Source organism: Actinomyces sp. S4-C9 (assembly GCF_000758775.1).
In the GTDB taxonomy this organism is placed as follows: domain Bacteria; phylum Actinomycetota; class Actinomycetes; order Actinomycetales; family Actinomycetaceae; genus Gleimia; species Gleimia europaea.
On sequence record NZ_JRMU01000020.1, the window covers coordinates 1 to 17502 of the forward strand.

The window sequence follows — 17502 nt, forward strand, 5'->3', positions numbered from 1 at the left end:
ATTTGTGGGCCCAGAGGGACTCGAACCCCCGACATCCACGGTGTAAACGTGGCGCTCTAGCCAACTGAGCTATAGGCCCAACTCCAACGGAGTGGAACGTCAAAGATCATATCCAACTCCGGGAGCAAATTTCATCTTACAAACACTATTTCATAAAACAGTGGCAATAGTCTCAGTCTACTGGCGAGCCTGAGCGATTAAACGCATTCCCGACCAGTCCTCACAGACCATGGCCGCGGACGTGGCGCTCATGCCCGCAACCTGTGCAGCGTCGGCCACTACCTCGGGCGGAACATGATTTGGCGTACCCGACTTTGGAGTAAGCACCCAGACAACCCCACCATTGTCCATGTTTGCCGAGGCGTCCAGCAGGACATCTGCCAGGTCGTCCTCCTCCGAGTCCTCCAGACGCCACCAAACAATCACGCCATCTACAACGTCTGAATAATCAACGTCTACGAGCTCGTTGCCCGTTGCATCTTCAACTGCGGCGCGCAAAGAATCATCGGTATCTTCGTCCCAATAAAACTCTTGAACAATCTGGCCGCTTTTATAACCGAGACTCGAAAGAGCCGTCGGATCCACCTTTCGGGAATCAGATTTTGATATCACGCGCTCAGTCTACCTAAGTTTCACGCACGCGCGCGCCAAATAGTCCACATATGAGCCAAGCAGGCTCCACGTCCTCATCCTGTTTTACACTTCCTGTGTTTTCAGGCACACGTGGACAAAAATCAAGCCGGTACCAAGTGCAAAAACTACCAAAACCGGGGATGATTAGAACCAAAGAAAACTATACGATCCACTAGTGGATACGTTTCGAGAGAAAGAGGATTCGTGGCTGAAGCAGATCACCGCCCAGTAGTCAATGGCATGCTGAGTCAAGTGCCGGACAATGATCCGCACGAAACCGAGGAATGGCTGGAATCTCTAAGAAGCCTCTATGAAGCAAAAGGCGGGCCACGCACCCGCTACATCCTGCTTCACATGCTTGCAGAAGCTCGTCGCAAAGACGTTCAGATTCCTCTAGAACTCACCACTCCCTACATCAACACCATTCCCGTTGATCAAGAACCATACTTCCCCGGCGATGAGGCGACCGAGCGTCAGTACCGCCGCTGGATGCGCTGGAACGCTGCCGTTCAGGTCATGCGCGCCCAGAGGCCCGGCGTTGGCGTTGGCGGACACCTCTCTTCTTACGCGTCGGTAGCGACCCTGTACGAGGTGGGCTTCAACCACTTCTTCCGCGGGAAGAATCACCCAGGCGGCGGTGACCACGTGTTCTTCCAAGGACACTCCTCCCCCGGCGTTTATGCGCGCGCCTTCCTCGAAGGCCGGCTCACCGAAGAGCAGATGGACGGATTCCGCCAGCAGGTCTCCACCGAGCACGGCATCCCCTCCTACCCGCACCCGCGTCAGCTACCAGACTTCTGGGAATACCCCACGGTGTCCATGGGTCTTGGCCCCGCCGAGGCGATCTACCAGGCTTGGTTTGACAAGTACCTAGAACTGCGCGGCCTCAAAGACACTTCGCAGCAGCACACGTGGGCGTTCCTTGGTGACGGTGAGATGGACGAGCCCGAGTCACGCGGCATGCTTCAGCTTGCAGCGCAGCAGGGCCTGGACAACCTCACGTTCGTTATTAACTGCAACCTGCAGCGCCTCGACGGCCCAGTCCGCGGTAACGGCAAGATCATTCAGGAACTCGAATCGTTCTTCCGCGGCGCCGGCTGGAATGTAATCAAGGTTGTGTGGGGACGAGGCTGGGACCGTCTGCTAGAAGCCGACCAGGACCACGCCCTCGTAAACATCATGAACGAAACCCTTGACGGCGACTACCAGACGTTCAAGGCAAACGACGGCGCGTACGTGCGCGAGCACTTCTTTGGCCGCGACCCGCGCACCAAGGAAATGGTTAAGGACTGGACCGACGACGAGATCTGGGATCTGCGCCGCGGCGGCCACGACTACCGCAAGGTGTACGCCGCATACAAGGCGGCAGTTGAGCACACCGGCCAGCCCACCGTCATCCTGGCGCACACCATTAAGGGATATGCTCTTGGCCCGCACTTCGCTGGCCGCAACGCAACCCACCAGATGAAGAAGCTCACGGTTGATGATCTCAAGGGCCTTCGCGACCTCCTACGTATTCCAATTTCGGATGAGGAGCTCGAGAAGAACCCGTACCTGCCTCCGTACTACAAGCCGGCCGATGACGATCCGGCATTGCAGTACATGCTTGAGCGTCGCGCTAAGCTTGGTGGTTACCTCCCCTCACGCCACCGGGATGACAAGGCCCTGCCAATGCCGGCAGACAAGCCTTTCAACGCCCTTGCCAAGGGATCGGGCGCCCAACAGGTTGCCACCACCATGGCGTTCGTGCGTCTTTTGAAAGACCTGATTAGGGACAAGGAGTTCGGCAAGTACATTGTGCCGATCATTCCCGACGAGGCCCGTACCTTCGGCCTGGACGCGATCTTCCCGTCCGCAAAGATCTTCAACACGCACGGGCAGAACTACACGGCCGTAGATGCCTCGATGATGCTCTCCTACAAGGAAGCAAAGGAAGGCCAGGTTCTTCACACGGGGATTAACGAGGCCGGTTCTGCGGCCGCGCTACAGGTTGTGGGTACCTCTTACGCCACCCACAACTTCCCGATGGTTCCCGTTTACATCTTCTACTCGATGTTCGGTTTCCAACGGACGGCAGACCAGTTCTGGGCTGCGGGAGACCAGCTGTCACGCGGATTCATCATTGGTGCTACCGCGGGTAAGACCACGCTTGCCGGTGAAGGCTTGCAGCACATGGACGGCCACTCGCCAGTCATTGCCTCCACGAACCCCGCTGTGGTCACCTACGATCCGGGCTACGCTTACGAGATTCGCCACATCGTGAGGGACGGAATCGAGCGCATGTACGGCCCGAACGAGTCTGGCCGTGACCGCGATGTCATGTACTACCTCACGGTATACAACGAGCCGATCCACCAGCCCGCAGAGCCGGAAAACCTTGATGTCGACGGCCTGATCAAGGGCATGTACATGCTTGACGACTTCGAGGGCAACGGCCCGAAGGTTAAGCTGCTGGCCTCTGGCGTGGGCCTGCCGTGGGTTCGCGAGGCGCGAAAGATTTTGCGCGAAGACTGGGGCGTTGACGCGACTGTCTACTCGGTAACCTCTTGGACCGAGCTGCGCCGCGAAGCGATTGCGGTAGACAAGTACAACTTCGAACATCCGAACGAGGAGGCTCGCAAGCCTTACGTCACCTCCGTTTTGGAGCAGGCTGAAGGCCCAACCGTTGCGACCTCTGACTTCGAGCACCTGGTGCATGACCAGATCGCTCGCTGGGTGCCCGGCAAGTACTACCCGCTTGGCGCGGACGGTTTCGGATTCTCCGACACTCGCGCAGCGGCACGTCGCTACCTGAAGATCGACGCTGAGTCGGTTGTGATCCGCGCCCTCCAGGGCCTTGTTGAGGAAGGTAAGATGGACCGCTCCGTACTGCAGCAGGCGATTGACAAGTACGACCTGTTCAACCCGAATGCGGGCCACTCCGGCGGTGAGGGCGGCGACGCCTAACCCGGTTGAGATTCCCAAAATAGTGTCCCGACGGCCTAGCCGCCGGGACACTATTTTGTATTCTCAGCGATCATTTAACTACATCTAGTTTAGGGCGCCCCATTAGGCAGACCGCGCTCGCCGGCCTCCCAAATCTTTCCTTCATACTCGGGCGACACGAGGTTTTGCGCAGTCAAGATTGCCTCAACCTCCTCGCGCGGCAACAAACCCCGCTCAACTATTAGGTCGGAAACCCGCCGACCCGTGCGCGCAGCTTCCTTACCGATCATGTCGCCGTTTTGGTGTCCAATCAGCTCATTGAAGTAAGTAACAATGCCGATTGAGCCCATCACCTGTTCGTGCAAATGCTCCCGGTTTGCCGTGATGCCCGTTATGCAACGCTCAGCGAGGGTCACCGTAGCGTTCTCCAGCAAACGCATTGACTCAAACAGCACCTGAGCGATAACCGGCTCCATCACATTGAGCTGCAACTGCGCAGCCTCGGCGGCCATCGTGACGGTCATATCGTTGCCCACCACTTTGAAACAAACCTGGTTCACAACCTCTGGAATCACCGGGTTCACCTTGGCGGGCATGATCGACGATCCAGCCTGCATGGGCGGCAGGTTAATCTCCTGCAAACCCGCCGTAGGCCCAGATGACAAAAGCCTCAGATCGTTACAAATCTTCGAAAGCTTCACAGCAAACCGCTTCAGCGCCCCGTGCACCGACACGAAAGCGCCCGTATCGGATGTTGCATCGATCAGGTTTGCGGCCCTGCGGAAAGGTAGCCCCGTCACCTTGGACAGTTCTTCTACCGCTACCTGCGGGTATCCCTCCGGCGTGTTCAGCCCCGTGCCAATCGCAGTGGCGCCAAGATTGATTGACAGCAGTAGGTCTGCCGCCTGATCAATCACACGCAACTCTTCACGTAGCGAGACGGTGAACGCCTCAAACTCCTGTCCGAGAGTCATCGGCACAGCATCTTGAAGCTGGGTACGCCCCATCTTCAGCACGTCAGCAAACTCGTGGGCCTTCTCATCCAGCGCATCCATGAGGCGCGAGGCCGACAGACGCAAGTCTACGAGCTCGCGGTACACCGCCAGGTGGAAGCCCGTTGGGTACGAGTCATTGGTGGACTGCGACTTATTCACATCGTCATTGGGGTGAATAATGTCGTAACGCCCCTTTTCGAAGCCCAGCATCTCGAGGGCTACGTTAGCGATCACCTCATTGGTATTCATGTTTACTGACGTACCCGCGCCGCCTTGGAACAGGTCGAGCGGCCACTGATCGTAAAAATCTTCACTTCCCAAGATTTTGTCGCAAGCCGCCTCAATCGCGCGCGCCTTGTCCTCCGGAAGCACCTTAAGACGCCTATTCGCCCGGGCCACCGCCTTCTTCACCTGCACCATCGCGATAATGAAATGCGGATAGCTTTCTAGGCGCGTACCCGAAATCTGAAAGTTCTCTATGGCGCGAAGGGTGTGGATACCCCAGTACACTTCGGCTGGAACTTCCCGTTCACCAAGCAGATCCACTTCTGTGCGCGTTTGCATCCAAGGCCCCTTTCACTTCGACCACCACAAGCATATATATGATTCATATTCGAGGCCGCGCTTTGTGACTGCCTATTTCGGAGCTGGCGCAAAGGCACGCTCACGCATCACGGCAGCCACAGCGCGTAACGGTATCCCTGCGGGGCACACGGCCTCACATTCGCCATACAGAGAGCAGGGGCCGAAGTTTGCCTCCATAACCGTCGTCATATTTTTGGCACGCTTTCGCCTGGCTCGCCCCGGCACTTCCAGTGCAGCCAGATGCGCAAGTTTCGCCCCGGTAAACAAGTTTGCCGCCCCGTTTGGGCACGCTACAACGCACGCCCCACACCCGATGCAAGCAGCCATATCCAACGCCTGTTCGGCAACCTCGTGCGTGTTAAATGCCTCGTCCGCATCGGGAGCCGTCCCCGCATCCGTATGCGAGTACGCTCCAGCCATCAAAATTTCATCCAAAGCCGAGCGATCCACCACTAGGTCTTTGATCACCGGGAACTGCTTGGCGCGCAGTGGTTCGAGAGTGACAACCTCACCCTCCTTTCGCTCGCCTACCCGCTGGTGGCATGCGGGCAAATTCTTTGCGTCTCCGTGCGGGCGCCCATTTACTAGTAACCCGCAAGAGCCGCAAATGCCTTCGCGACAATCAGAGTTAAACGCGATCGGGTCTTTGCCCTCGCGCAGACGTTGAGCATTCAAGTGATCAAGTAGCTCCAACCATGACATGTTGGGGTCAGCTTCGACCTCGTACGTTTTAAACTGGCCGCGAGTGCCCGGACGGTCTTGGCGCCAAACTTTTAGCTTAATCATTTGTAGCTCCTCGTTGTCGGCTGAACCGCTTCAAAATGCAGGGGCTCGCGGTCTTCAATGAATACCGGATCTGCATCCCAATCTTTCGTCCTCCAAGCCGTGGTGTGCATCCACTGCTCGTCATTTCTGACGGCCTCGCCCTCGAAACTGTATTCTTCGCGGAAATGCGCGCCGCATGATTCCTCACGATGCCAAGCGTCAACGCACATGGTTTGGGCAAGCTCCAGGTAGTCTTGCACGCGCAGAGCCTGTTCTAGATCCTGATTCAGTTTGAGTTGTGAGCCAGTAACCCGAAGGTTGTTCAAGTAGTTTCGCCGCAGGTAATCTACCTTCTCTATGCCCTTCTCGAGCCCCTCCTTTGTGCGCGAAACCCCGCAGTGCTCGTACATGATGTTGCCCAGCTCCGCGTGGATATCTATTGCAGGGGTGGTTCCCGTTGCGGCCCTCAACTTTAGTATTCGACTCTTCACCTCTGAAAGTGTAAAGAGGGCGGCCGCACTGCCAGCATCTGGACGCTTCGTGCCAAGTAGCGTAGCCAAGTAGTTGGGCACCACGTTTGGAATAACGAAGAAGCCATCCACGCACGCTGAGAGCAACGAGTTTGCGCCCAGCCGGTTTGCCCCGTGGTAGGCATAAGAGGCCTCACCGGCAACGAACAGGCCCGGAATCGTAGACATCAGGTTGTAGTCCACCCACAGCCCACCCATGGTGAAGTGCGCGCCCGGAGCGATACGCATCGGAGTTTCCCGCGGGTCCTCCCCCGTCACATCAAAGTACATGTCGAACAGGTTGCCGTAACGCTCGTTCAACACGCCTTTGCCCAGCCGCGCGATCGCGTCGGAAAAGTCCAGGTTGACCGCGTTCTTCTTCGGGCCTACCCCGTGACCAGAAATAATCTGCTCACGCGCCGCCCGCGACGCCACGTCACGCGGAGTGAGATTACCGAAAGCCGGATACTTCCGCTCCAAGTAATAATCGCGCTCGGCCGGGGGAATCTCATTAGCAGGCCGATCATCACCAGCCCGGCTCGGCACCCAAATACGGCCGTCGTTACGCAAAGACTCACTCATTAGGGTGGTTTTTGACTGCCACTCATTCTCCACTGGCAACGCAGTTGGGTGAAACTGAATAAAAGACGTATTTGCTATCGCAGCGCCACGCCGGTGTGCCCTCCACGCGGCAGTCGCATTTGAGTTCTTAGCCAGCGTCGAATACTTGTACACGTTGCCGTAGCCACCTGTAGCAAGCACAACCGCATCAGCCATCAGGCAGGTGAGTTCACCGGTAATGAGATTGCGCACCACCGCGCCCACTGCCCGGCCATCCTCGACAATCAAATCCAACATCTCATGACGAATCCAAAGCTCGACGCGCCCAGCCGCCACCTGCCGCAATAACGACTGGTGAGCCGCGATCTGCAACTGCTGTCCCGTCTGCCCCCGCGAATAAAACGTGCGCGACACCTGCACGCCGCCGAATGAGCGGTTCGACAACGCCCCGTCGTACTCTCGCGCAAACGGCACCCCGTGTGCAGAGAGGTGATCGATCACCCGGTTGGACTCCTGCGCAAGCCTCCAGGCCTCGGCCTCGCGTGCTCGAAAGTCACCGCCTTTTATCGTGTCCGTCACGAACCGGAGCAAGCCTTCACCATCCACGCGCTTACCCCGCGCCGCATTGATTCCACCTTGAGCGGCAACCGAGTGCGCCCTCCTTGGCGAATCGTGATAGGTAACTGCCGTAACGTTGTATCCAAGCTCCGCGAGTGTAGACGCCGCTCCCGCCCCTGCAAGCCCGGTTCCAACCACGAGCACGCGAAACTTTCGCCGATTTGATGGGGAAACCAGGCGCATGCGCTGTTTGTGTTCATCCCAGCGCGACGCCGGCTCATCTGCCTGTGGAACGTTCCCGTCCAGAACGTTTCCTTTCAAAATAGTCATCACACCGCTCCTAGATTCGCACTCAAAACCACGGCCGCGTCTCCCACCAAAATCAATATGGCAAGCAAAATCCCCAATAGCCGCATCCACTTGCGCCAAGAACTCGAAGTTACGCCGAGGTCATTAATCGCAAGCTCAAAACCGTGCGCCAAATGAACGGCAAGAGCAAGCAGCACGATCAGGTAAAAGACGGTCATAACCGGCCGATCCAACGAGGCGATCATGTTGGTTGCCGCATAAAACTGCTCGTCTGGGTGCTGGAATGAAGCCGGCTGCACCAGCGCGCCCACAGTCAGATCCAAAATGTGCACAAACACGAAAGCCAGGAGCACGATCCCCGTAGGGAGCATCATCTTGGCGAAATAGCCGCTCAAACCCTTGGGCCGCGCGCTCGCAGTGTTTGCCCTGGACCTCTTCCACACAAGCACCGCACATAACACGTGGATGAGCAGGCAGGCGCCGAGCACAATGCGAGCAATCCACAGCAATCCCTCGTATGGCAAGAGCGGAGTAAACGCCTCGCGTAGCCACTTCGAATATGCGTTGTAGTCTTCGTGCGATGCAAAAATTTTCAAATTGCCGAGCATGTGTACGAATACAAACGCGAGCATCACAAGCCCGGTAATCGACATCGCAAGCTTCGCCGCCCAAGTGGGGAAAACTTGCGCCTTCTCGCGCGGCTGCCAAACCCTTCCGTGGACCGTCATTGCTCACCCCTAACGGTTGAACTTACAGTCCAGTCTATGTAACTTAGTTCACGTTTTTAGTGGATCGAGGGGTGCGCTTGACATAGAGCACAAAGCTTCTTCGGCGATTCAACTCCTGGTTTCACGGGCGAGGGCAACGAGATCTTCTAGCGTCTGCAACTGCGCCACGTCGCCGTCTTTCAAGCTGATCTTGAGGTCTTGCTCTACAGCCGCAATCACCGCGTAAAGGCCGATCTCATCAAGATCAAAATCATCAACAAGGCTCATATCGGAGCGAAAATCCTGCGCCTCAACCATCGATTCATCAAGGAGGGCGGAAACCACTGCCGCCTCGACCTCATCCGCGTCTGAGTTCTCACTTACAGACTCGCTACTTGATTCTTCGGGTTGCTCATCCGACAGGTCATAGCCGAGCATTTCGGCAATCGAGATTCCCACGGATAATCCTCACTAACCAACTCGGTGAAGCCAGCGCACGGACACGCCATCGCCCGCGTATCTAAACGGCTCCAACTCCTCATCCCACGCCGCGCCCAGTGCAAGATTAAGGCGCTCGCGCAACTCTGCTGGATCCGTTGCCTCCATCGCCGAGCGAATACGATCCTCAGGGATCATCATGTTCCCCGAAGCATCCATTGGAGCATGGAAAATACCAAGATCAGGCGTGTGACACCACCTTGCACCGTCCGAACCCCGCACGGCTTCCTCAGTGATCTCGTAGCGCAGATCGTCCCAACCTCTAAGTGCAGAAGCTAACTGCGCACCCGTTCCCACGGGTCCAACCCAAGAAAACTCGGCGCGCATAAGGCCGGGCACAGCGCCCTGCTGGGTCCATTCCAAACGCACGTCCTGATCCAGCACCGACGCAACGTTCCACTCAACGTGTGGGCACAGTGCTGGCGGACATGAGTGTACGAAAAGAACACCGCGGGTGTAACTTCCGGACATGATGCCTCCCTTTTCCTTGAGGTTCGTCTTCCCCTACGTCCTCAAGCGTCAAAGGCTAACCGATCCAGCGGTGCTTTCCCCATTGTGTCCTAAAAATCTCTCTCACGCTAGTCTGCCGGTCCCAGGCGGCACAACGTCAGCACGCCAAAAAGCATAAAACTTCGCCAAATAATGGCGAAAGCCCCGCCAAAACGGGGCTTTCTACCAACTAGCGCATCATTACATGATTTCACGAACCTTGCGCAATGCCTTCTTGCGCGTTGCACGATCCAAGCGATCTAGGTACAGCATTCCCTCCAGGTGGTCCGTTTCGTGTTGCAGGCAACGCCCCATTAGTTCTTCACCCTCGACCGTAATCTTCTTACCATCGAGGTCAATCCCCTCAACACGGGCATACCACGCGCGTTTTGTTGGGAACCACAAGCCGGGAACCGAGAGGCACCCCTCATCGCCGTCCTGATACTCGTCCTTTGAAACCTCAACCAGTTTCGGATTGAGCACGTAACCGATTTCACCATCGATATTCCAAGAAAAGGCCCGCAACCCAACACCGATTTGAGGGGCAGCAAGACCTGCGCGACCCTCCTCATCGACGTTCTCTAGCAAGTCCTCAACGAGGCTCTTCACCGAATCGTCAATGTCAGTGATCCACTCACATGGCGTGCGCAAAACCGGGTCGCCAATAACCCTAATCTCACGGTATGTCACTTGGCTGACCCCCTATTCGCATCAAGCTCGGCAATAATAATCTGCTTTGCTTCTTCAACCGGAATCTCCTTTGAGACACCGCCGCGACGGTCGCGGAACTCAACCACACCGTTCTTCAGGCCGCGCCCGACAACAAGGACATACGGCATGCCCAGCAGTTCAGCATCAGCAAACTTCACGCCCGCCGATACCTTCGGACGATCATCGTAAAGCACGTCGAAACCAGCATCCGATACCGCAGTCGAGATATCGGCAGCAGTCTCAGCAATCTGTTCGCCCTTACCCGCCGCAAGAACCTGCAGGTGGAACGGCGCCACAACCATTGGCCAAGACAAGCCAAGATCATCGTGGTGGCTCTCCGCCATGGCTGCAACCACGCGGGAGATACCCAGGCCGTACGAGCCCATGGTAACCACCTGCGACTTGCCATTTTGGTCCAGCACCGAAAGGTCCAACGCCTTTGCGTACTTGCGACCGAGCTGGAAGATGTGCGCTACCTCGATACCGCGTGCAAGCTCAAGAGGACCCGAACCATCCGGGGCCGGATCCCCCTCCTTCACCTCAGCAACCTCAACCGTGCCATCGGCCGTGAAGTCGCGGCCCATCACCAGGTTGTACACGTGGTAATCAGGCTTATTACCACCAGCGATCCAAGCCGTGCCCTCCACAACCCGCGGGTCAACGAAGAAGCGCACCGAGCCCGTCGGGTTGCCGTCCTCGTCAGTCGTTCGGTTCGGCGAGTTTGGCCCCACTACCTCGGGTCCCAAATAACCGGCAACCAACTCCGGATGTTTCGCAAGATCCTCGGGCGTTGCCTGTTCTACCTCGGCGGGCGCAAAAGCAGCCTCAAGACGCTTCTCATCCACCTCCCGGTCACCCGGGATACCAATGTTTACAACCTCGCGCGTGCCATCGGGATGCGTCAGCGTCACGACATACGACTTCAGCATGTCCCCCGCTTCCCACGGGCGATCCTCACGCGGGTAAAGCTCATTTGAAAGATCGACAAGTGCGGATATGGTCTTCGCGTCCGGCGTATGACGCAATTCCTTAGCCGGCGTATTCGAGTAATCCACGGGATCTGGAACCGGGGTTACAACCGCCTCCGCATTCGCTGCGTAACCGCCAGGAGAACGCACAAACGTGTCCTCACCCATAGGATTCGGATAGAGGAACTCCTCTGAACGCGAACCGCCCATGGCACCCGACTGCGCGGCCACAATCACAAACGGCAAACCGAGGCGCTCAAATACACGCTGATACGCCTTCCGGTGCAACTCATAAGACTTAGCGAGCCCCTCATCATCAATATCGAAGCTGTAAGAGTCCTTCATCACGAACTCGCGGCCGCGAATCACGCCCGCACGTGGACGCGCCTCATCGCGATACTTCGTTTGAATCTGATACAGCGAAAGCGGCAGATCCTTATACGAGGAGTACATGTCCTTAACCGCAAGCGTAAACATCTCTTCATGCGTTGGCGCAAGCAGGTAATCCCCATCCTTGCGGTCCTTCAACCGGAAGAGGTTTGGTCCGTATTCTTCCCACCGGTTGGTTTTCTCATACGGCTCGCGCGGCAGTAGCGCCGGGAAGTGGACTTCCTGGGCCCCAATTGCAGCCATCTCTTCACGCACAACCTGCTCGATGTTACGCAAAACCTTCAAACCAAGAGGCAACCACGTGTAGATGCCCGGAGCCACACGACGAATGTAGCCGGCGCGCACCATCAGCTTGTGGCTTGCAACTTCCGCATCTGCGGGATCTTCACGAAGCGTCCGCAGAAAAAATTCAGACATGTTAGTAAGCACGATTACCAGCCTAACTGCAAAGCATGATGAGAGGAAACGATGCCATCTCTCATCGAATTAACAAGATATTAGAAGCCTTAAAATCAGCTGATCACGTCAACGCTACCGGAACCCTCTTCAAAGCCCATCGTTTGCGCAATCTCATTCGCATACTTCAAAAGGGCAGGCACAATCTCGGCCTCAGGAACGGTGTCAACCACCTGACCCTTGATGAAAATCTGGCCCTTGCCGTTGCCAGACGCCACGCCAAGATCAGCTTCGCGGGCCTCACCGGGACCGTTCACAACACAGCCCATTACCGCCACGCGCAAAGGAACCGTGAGGTCCTTCAACCCCTCGTTAACTTCATTTGCGAGCGTGTAAACGTCCACCTGCGCGCGACCACAAGACGGACAAGAAACGATTTCGAGGGTACGTTCGCGCAGGCCAAGCGACTGCAGAATTTCGATACCCACCTTGACCTCCTCAACCGGAGGAGCGGACAGCGAAACGCGAATCGTGTCGCCAATCCCCTGGCGCAAGAGCGCGCCGAACGCCGTTGCGGACTTGATCGTTCCCTGGAACTCGGGACCCGCCTCTGTCACACCAAGGTGTAGCGGCCAGTCACCACTTTCAGACAGGATCTCGTAAGCCCTGATCATCGTCACCGGATCGTGGTGCTTAACTGAAATCTTGAAGTCATGGAAGTCGTGCTCCTCAAACAAAGACGCCTCCCACATCGCCGACTCCGCTAGGGCCTCCGGCGTTGCTTTTCCATATTTCTTCAACAAGCGTGGATCGAGCGATCCAGCATTTACGCCAATGCGCAAAGACACGCCCGCGTCCGCCGCGGCCTTCGTGATGTCTTTAACCTGGTCATCAAACTTACGGATGTTGCCCGGATTTACGCGTACCGCCGCACAGCCCGCCTCAATCGCTTTGAAAACGTAACGCGGCTGGAAGTGGATATCTGCGATAACGGGGATAGTGGACTGCTTTGCGATAATGGGCAACGCCTCCGCATCATCAGCCGATGGCACCGCGACGCGCACGATGTCACAACCGGCGGCGGTAAGCTCTGCAATCTGCTGCAAAGTTGCACCAATATCAGTGGTCTTCGTAGTGGTCATCGACTGCACCGAAATCGGTGAACCACCGCCCACTGGAACATCCCCCACGTGTATCAGACGCGTCTTCTTACGCGGGAACGGGGCTCCGTTCACCTTTGGCATTCCCAGGGCAATCTCGGTCACGATGACATCTCCCAAAAATCAGCGCCAGGTGATTCCTGGCAAACTATTAACAGTTCCTAGACTAGGCTAATCGGCTTAATAATATCGGCTACAACGAGTAGCACCGTCATGGCCATCAGCAAAACAAAAATCACATAAGACACTGGCACCATGCGGGCCGTATCCGCGGGCCCGGGATCCGGTCTTCCCATGAGGCGGTTGAAAGTCCGGCGCAGGCCCTCCCAGAGAGCGCCTGCCACGTGTCCCCCATCAAGCGGCGGTAGCGGGATCAAGTTAAACACGAACAGCGCCATGTTCAAGGACGCCCACAGGCTCAGCAAAAGCATTGCCCGGTCTGCGATCCCCACGCCCTGCTCTGCAGAAACCTCACCTGCAATCCGGCCAACGCCCACCACTGACAGCACAGAATTCGGATCTCGAGGAGCATCCGTAAACAGCTGCACTCCAACGTCCCACACGGCGCGGGGCAAAACAGCCACGATAGAGGCCGTTCCTTTGAAGGTCTGCCACGTAATATCACCGACGTCGCGGGCGGTGCCGCGCTCACGTTCCACCTTGGAAATGATGCCAGCAACCTTGCGCTCACCCACCTGAACCGGTGTCACATCAAACTCTTGCAACGCACCATCGCGTTCCACAACTACCTTTGCCGCGCCGTCCTGATGCTCAATAGCACTCACAACGTCAGCCCACGCACTTGCCTGCACCGGCCCCCAAGATACGATCTTATCGCCGGCTCGCAAACCTGCCTCATACGCCGGAGACTTCGGATTCTCCTCAGTGCAAGTTTGTGAAGTAGTGCCAATACACTGGGGAACCTGGTCCAGCGTAGTTGTGGCCACATTAAAACCAAAGCCAAGCACGATTACCGCAAAAAGAACCACTGCGAGTAACAGGTTGGTTACCGGCCCACCCAGCATTACTATGAGCTTCTTTGGCACCGACAGGTTGTAGAACGCGTCAGATTCGCGTCCCTCAGGCAGCTCCTCTGCCGAGGACAACCGAGCCTCCTGCGCAAGAGTCATCTGCCCCTTGCGGTTGGTCAGCTTCACTCCCTCACGCGGCGGAGCATACATTCCCGCCAAACGCACGTAGCCGCCAAGCAGAATCGCTTTCACGCCATATTCGGTGTCCCCGACCTGCTTCGAATACAAAGTTGGACCAAATCCCACCATGTACTGCGGCACGTAGACACCGAATTTTTTAGCCGGAATCATGTGGCCAAGCTCGTGCAGGGCAACCGAGATCATCAGCGCCACAATCGCGAGCAAAATGCCGATCGCGTAACTCAAACGCGGCCTCCAATAAGTTCCTTCGTTTTTTCGCGCGCCCACGCCTCAGCGTTCAAAATATCGTCAAGATCGGGCTCGGCAATGCCCTCGTGCGCCTCGGTTACCTTCGCAACCGTGTCCACGATGTCCAGATAGGGCAGATTACCGTGAATGAAAGCGTCCACACACACCTCGTTGGAAGCGTTCATGACGCTCGGATGAGTCGGCGAGGCGCGAACTGCAGCCCGAGCCAAGTTGAGCGCTGGGAAAGTATCGTTATCCACGGGTTCGAACGTCCAGCTTGCGCTCTCATTCCACCTCACCGGCTGCTGCACATGATCCAAACGCTGCGGCCACGAGAGGGACAGGGCAATCGGCAAACGCATATCGGGAGGCGAAGCCTGCGCAATCGTAGCTCCATCCTTAAACGTCACCATCGAATGCACAATTGACTGCGGGTGAACCACGGCCTCAATGTCGCCCGGATCTATATCAAACAAGACATGCGCTTCAATCAGTTCCAGGCCCTTATTCATCAGCGTGGACGAATTTATGGTCACCACCGGGCCCATATCCCAAGTTGGGTGATTAAGAGCCTGGGCCGGGCTAACATTTTGCAAATCGGCGCGCTTCTTACCGCGGAACGGACCTCCCGACGCCGTGAGCACCAGTTGATCTACCTCCGACCTACCCGTGACAACCTCAGACGTCAGCCCCTTTTCGTGGCGGCCCGGAACCAAACACTGGAAAATCGCAGAGTGCTCCGAATCGACCGGGAGGATCTGACCAGGCCTTTGCATAGCTGCCCGCACCAGGGCTGCGCCCACCACCAGCGACTCTTTGTTTGCAAGCGCCAAACGGGCACCCGAGCCAAGCGCTGCAAGGGTAGGCTGCAACCCTACTCCACCAGTCACGCCGTTCAGTACGATGCCGTCCTCATCCAGCATGCCCGCAGCGCTCACTATCGCATCCGCGCCAACCCACAGCTCCGCCTCAATGCCTCGCTGCCTCATCGCGTTAGCAATAGCGGGCTCATCCCCTGAAGCCACCGCGACTACCCGAGGCTGAAACTCCTGCGCCTGCTTGAGCAACAGGTCAATATTAGACCCGCCCGCAGCCAGAGCCACGACCTGGACAATCGAAGGGTTAGCGCGCACAACATCAAGTGCCTGCGTTCCGATAGAACCGGTAGAACCAAGAAGTGAAAGTGGACGAGACATGACTACTCGATCGACAAGAGAATGTCGATTGCGCGTGACAGGTACGCGTCCACAGGCCCCTCGAGGTAAGCGTCGCCGCCCTTCGCACTCGGAAACGTTAGCTGGCGGATCTCATCAGCGGTGAGCTTTTCTTCATCATCAAAGAAACGAGCAATTCGGTCCAGGAACGCGTCCACCTCTTCAACCCGGTATCCGCGCTCCTTTGCCTCCGGATGCGCAAAACGGCTACCCAGAGGGCGAACCAAACGCGGGTACAGCGTCGTTGCACGGTCGGCCACGTGATCCAACCAGACGTCCTCGCCATTAACCGCCACGTGATTCGCGCGCTCGCTAGAGATAAAAGCCGACTCCAAACGATCCAGCGCCGCATCAACCACGGCCGGATCGTAACCGCGCCTCTTAAAAGCGAACACCGTACGGCGGACCTGTTCGGACGTTATTCCCAAACTTGCACGATCCCCCTCATAAACCGCGCGTGCCTGCTTGAAGAACGCATCTACCTCGTCCTTGTTATAACCCTTGCGGAAAAATCCAACTGTTGGGAAAAAGTTACTCATTACTGACGCCCCTCTTTATTCTTCACCGAGGTAGCCAACTGGCCACAAGCCCCGTCAATATCTGATCCACGTGTATCACGAATGGTAGTTGCGATCCCGTTATCACGCAGTGTTTCAACGAATTCCTTCATCACGCGCGGGGTGGAGGCAGTCCAAATCGAACCCGGCGTTGGATTTAGCGGGATCGGATTCACATGCGCCCAGCCGTGTCCGCGCCTATTCAACTCGTCGGCCAGGAGCTTCGCACGCCACGCGTGATCATTCATGTCTTTAATTAACGCGTACTCGATCGACACGCGCCTTCCCGTCTTCCCGAAATAACGTCGCGCCGCATCCAGCAACTCGCCAACCTTCCAACGCGAGTTAATCGGAATCAGCTCATCGCGCAGCTCGTCATCAGGCGCGTGCAACGAAACTGCGAGCGTTACGGGAAGCCCCAGCTGTGCAAGCCTATCGATTCCGGGCACCAAGCCAACCGTGGACACCGTTATTCCTCGTGCCGACATACCAAACCCGCGCGGCGGTTCATCAGTCATCCGCCTCAGTGCCTCCACAATGGAACGGTAGTTCGCGAGCGGCTCTCCCATCCCCATAAACACCACGTTCGACAGGTGGGTTGGACCGCCCTCAAGTTCTCCACTCTCACACGCCACATGCGCCATGCGCACCTGCTCAATGATCTCCGCGGTGGAAAGGTTACGTGTCAGCCCCATCTGACCGGTTGCGCAAAATGGGCACGCCATACCGCAACCAGCCTGGCTCGAAATACACAGCGTTGTGCGGCCCGGATAGCGCATGAGCACCGACTCTACCCGCGCCCCATCGTAAAGCTCCCACAGATGCTTCAGCGTCATCCCGTCATCCGTTGCAAGAGTGTGAACCTTCTTGATCAACCTCGGCATGAGCGACTTCTCAACCTGCTCCGCCATGTTCTTTGGCAGGTCACTCATTAACGCAGGATCCGCTATGTGGCGCTGGAAGTAGTGGCGCGACAACTGATCCGCCCGGAACTTAGGTAATCCCAGCTCCACGAGTACGTGGCCGCGCTCCTCGAAATCCAAATCTGCCAAATGTGCGGGCGGCTTTCCACGCCTGCGCGGAGCAAACGACAAGACCGGCTTCGCATCGGGAGTTTTCGCACCCTCCGGAGCCTGATCCGTCGGCATCACCTGGCGGCCCGAGCGCTTGCT

General features: G+C 57.0%; 15 protein-coding genes and 1 tRNA gene. 1 reads left to right on the forward strand and 15 read right to left on the reverse strand.

Annotated features, from left to right (window positions below; genetic code table 11):
* Positions 1-5 precede the first annotated feature (5 nt).
* Positions 6-79 (reverse strand) — tRNA-Val (locus HMPREF1628_RS07790).
* A 98-nt stretch (positions 80-177) separates the two neighbouring features.
* On the reverse strand, positions 178-612 hold the full coding sequence (locus HMPREF1628_RS07795) for a DUF3052 domain-containing protein (protein ID WP_232219420.1): 435 nt from the start codon (positions 610-612) through the stop codon (positions 178-180).
* Between the two features lie 261 nt (positions 613-873).
* Here HMPREF1628_RS07795 and aceE point away from each other — a divergent pair, with 261 nt between their 5' ends.
* Positions 874-3579, forward strand: coding sequence for a pyruvate dehydrogenase (acetyl-transferring), homodimeric type (aceE, locus tag HMPREF1628_RS07800; RefSeq protein WP_052039014.1), 2706 nt, complete (start codon positions 874-876; stop codon positions 3577-3579).
* An 89-nt stretch (positions 3580-3668) separates the two neighbouring features.
* Here the strand turns inward: aceE and aspA are convergent, their stop codons facing one another.
* The 13 genes from aspA to rlmN form a co-directional block, all read right to left on the reverse strand.
* Positions 3669-5117 carry an aspartate ammonia-lyase gene (gene aspA / locus HMPREF1628_RS07805; protein WP_034510655.1) on the reverse strand — a complete coding sequence of 483 codons (1449 nt, stop codon included), beginning with the start codon at positions 5115-5117 and terminating at the stop codon, positions 3669-3671.
* A 72-nt stretch (positions 5118-5189) separates the two neighbouring features.
* Complete coding sequence (locus HMPREF1628_RS07810; RefSeq protein ID WP_034510658.1) at positions 5190-5924, reverse strand: succinate dehydrogenase/fumarate reductase iron-sulfur subunit; 735 nt, start codon at positions 5922-5924, stop codon at positions 5190-5192.
* Positions 5921-7861: a fumarate reductase/succinate dehydrogenase flavoprotein subunit gene (locus HMPREF1628_RS07815; RefSeq protein WP_034510661.1), complete on the reverse strand. Its 1941-nt coding sequence runs from the start codon at positions 7859-7861 to the stop codon at positions 5921-5923. The genes HMPREF1628_RS07810 and HMPREF1628_RS07815 overlap by 4 nt, the downstream gene beginning before the upstream one ends.
* The gene (locus HMPREF1628_RS07820; protein ID WP_034510665.1) at positions 7861-8568 is read right to left on the reverse strand and encodes a succinate dehydrogenase cytochrome b subunit; all 708 of its coding nucleotides are present in this window, start codon (positions 8566-8568) and stop codon (positions 7861-7863) included. Before HMPREF1628_RS07820 ends, HMPREF1628_RS07815 begins: the two co-directional genes overlap by 1 nt.
* Positions 8569-8676: 108 nt before the next feature.
* Positions 8677-9006 carry a phosphopantetheine-binding protein gene (locus tag HMPREF1628_RS07825; RefSeq protein WP_034510668.1) on the reverse strand — a complete coding sequence of 110 codons (330 nt, stop codon included), beginning with the start codon at positions 9004-9006 and terminating at the stop codon, positions 8677-8679.
* A 12-nt stretch (positions 9007-9018) separates the two neighbouring features.
* The gene (locus HMPREF1628_RS07830) at positions 9019-9516 is read right to left on the reverse strand and encodes a DUF3145 domain-containing protein (protein WP_034510671.1); all 498 of its coding nucleotides are present in this window, start codon (positions 9514-9516) and stop codon (positions 9019-9021) included.
* Positions 9517-9735: 219 nt separating this feature from the next.
* Positions 9736-10224, reverse strand: a complete 489-nt coding sequence (def, locus tag HMPREF1628_RS07835) for a peptide deformylase (protein ID WP_034510676.1) — start codon at positions 10222-10224, stop codon at positions 9736-9738.
* Positions 10221-12032, reverse strand: a complete 1812-nt coding sequence (locus tag HMPREF1628_RS07840; RefSeq protein ID WP_034510678.1) for a proline--tRNA ligase — start codon at positions 12030-12032, stop codon at positions 10221-10223. Before HMPREF1628_RS07840 ends, def begins: the two co-directional genes overlap by 4 nt.
* Before the next feature lie 83 nt (positions 12033-12115).
* A complete protein-coding gene (gene ispG / locus HMPREF1628_RS07845; protein ID WP_052039015.1) occupies positions 12116-13243 on the reverse strand; it encodes a flavodoxin-dependent (E)-4-hydroxy-3-methylbut-2-enyl-diphosphate synthase in 1128 nt (375 codons plus the stop codon).
* 77 nt (positions 13244-13320) lie between these two features.
* Complete coding sequence (locus HMPREF1628_RS07850) at positions 13321-14556, reverse strand: M50 family metallopeptidase (protein WP_034510682.1); 1236 nt, start codon at positions 14554-14556, stop codon at positions 13321-13323.
* Complete coding sequence (dxr, locus tag HMPREF1628_RS07855) at positions 14553-15755, reverse strand: 1-deoxy-D-xylulose-5-phosphate reductoisomerase (RefSeq protein ID WP_034510685.1); 1203 nt, start codon at positions 15753-15755, stop codon at positions 14553-14555. The genes HMPREF1628_RS07850 and dxr overlap by 4 nt, the downstream gene beginning before the upstream one ends.
* 2 nt (positions 15756-15757) lie before the next feature.
* Positions 15758-16312, reverse strand: a complete 555-nt coding sequence (locus HMPREF1628_RS07860; RefSeq protein WP_034510687.1) for a DivIVA domain-containing protein — start codon at positions 16310-16312, stop codon at positions 15758-15760.
* Positions 16312-17478, reverse strand: coding sequence for a 23S rRNA (adenine(2503)-C(2))-methyltransferase RlmN (rlmN, locus tag HMPREF1628_RS07865; RefSeq protein WP_052039017.1), 1167 nt, complete (start codon positions 17476-17478; stop codon positions 16312-16314). Before rlmN ends, HMPREF1628_RS07860 begins: the two co-directional genes overlap by 1 nt.
* Between the last annotated feature and the right edge of the window lie 24 nt (positions 17479-17502).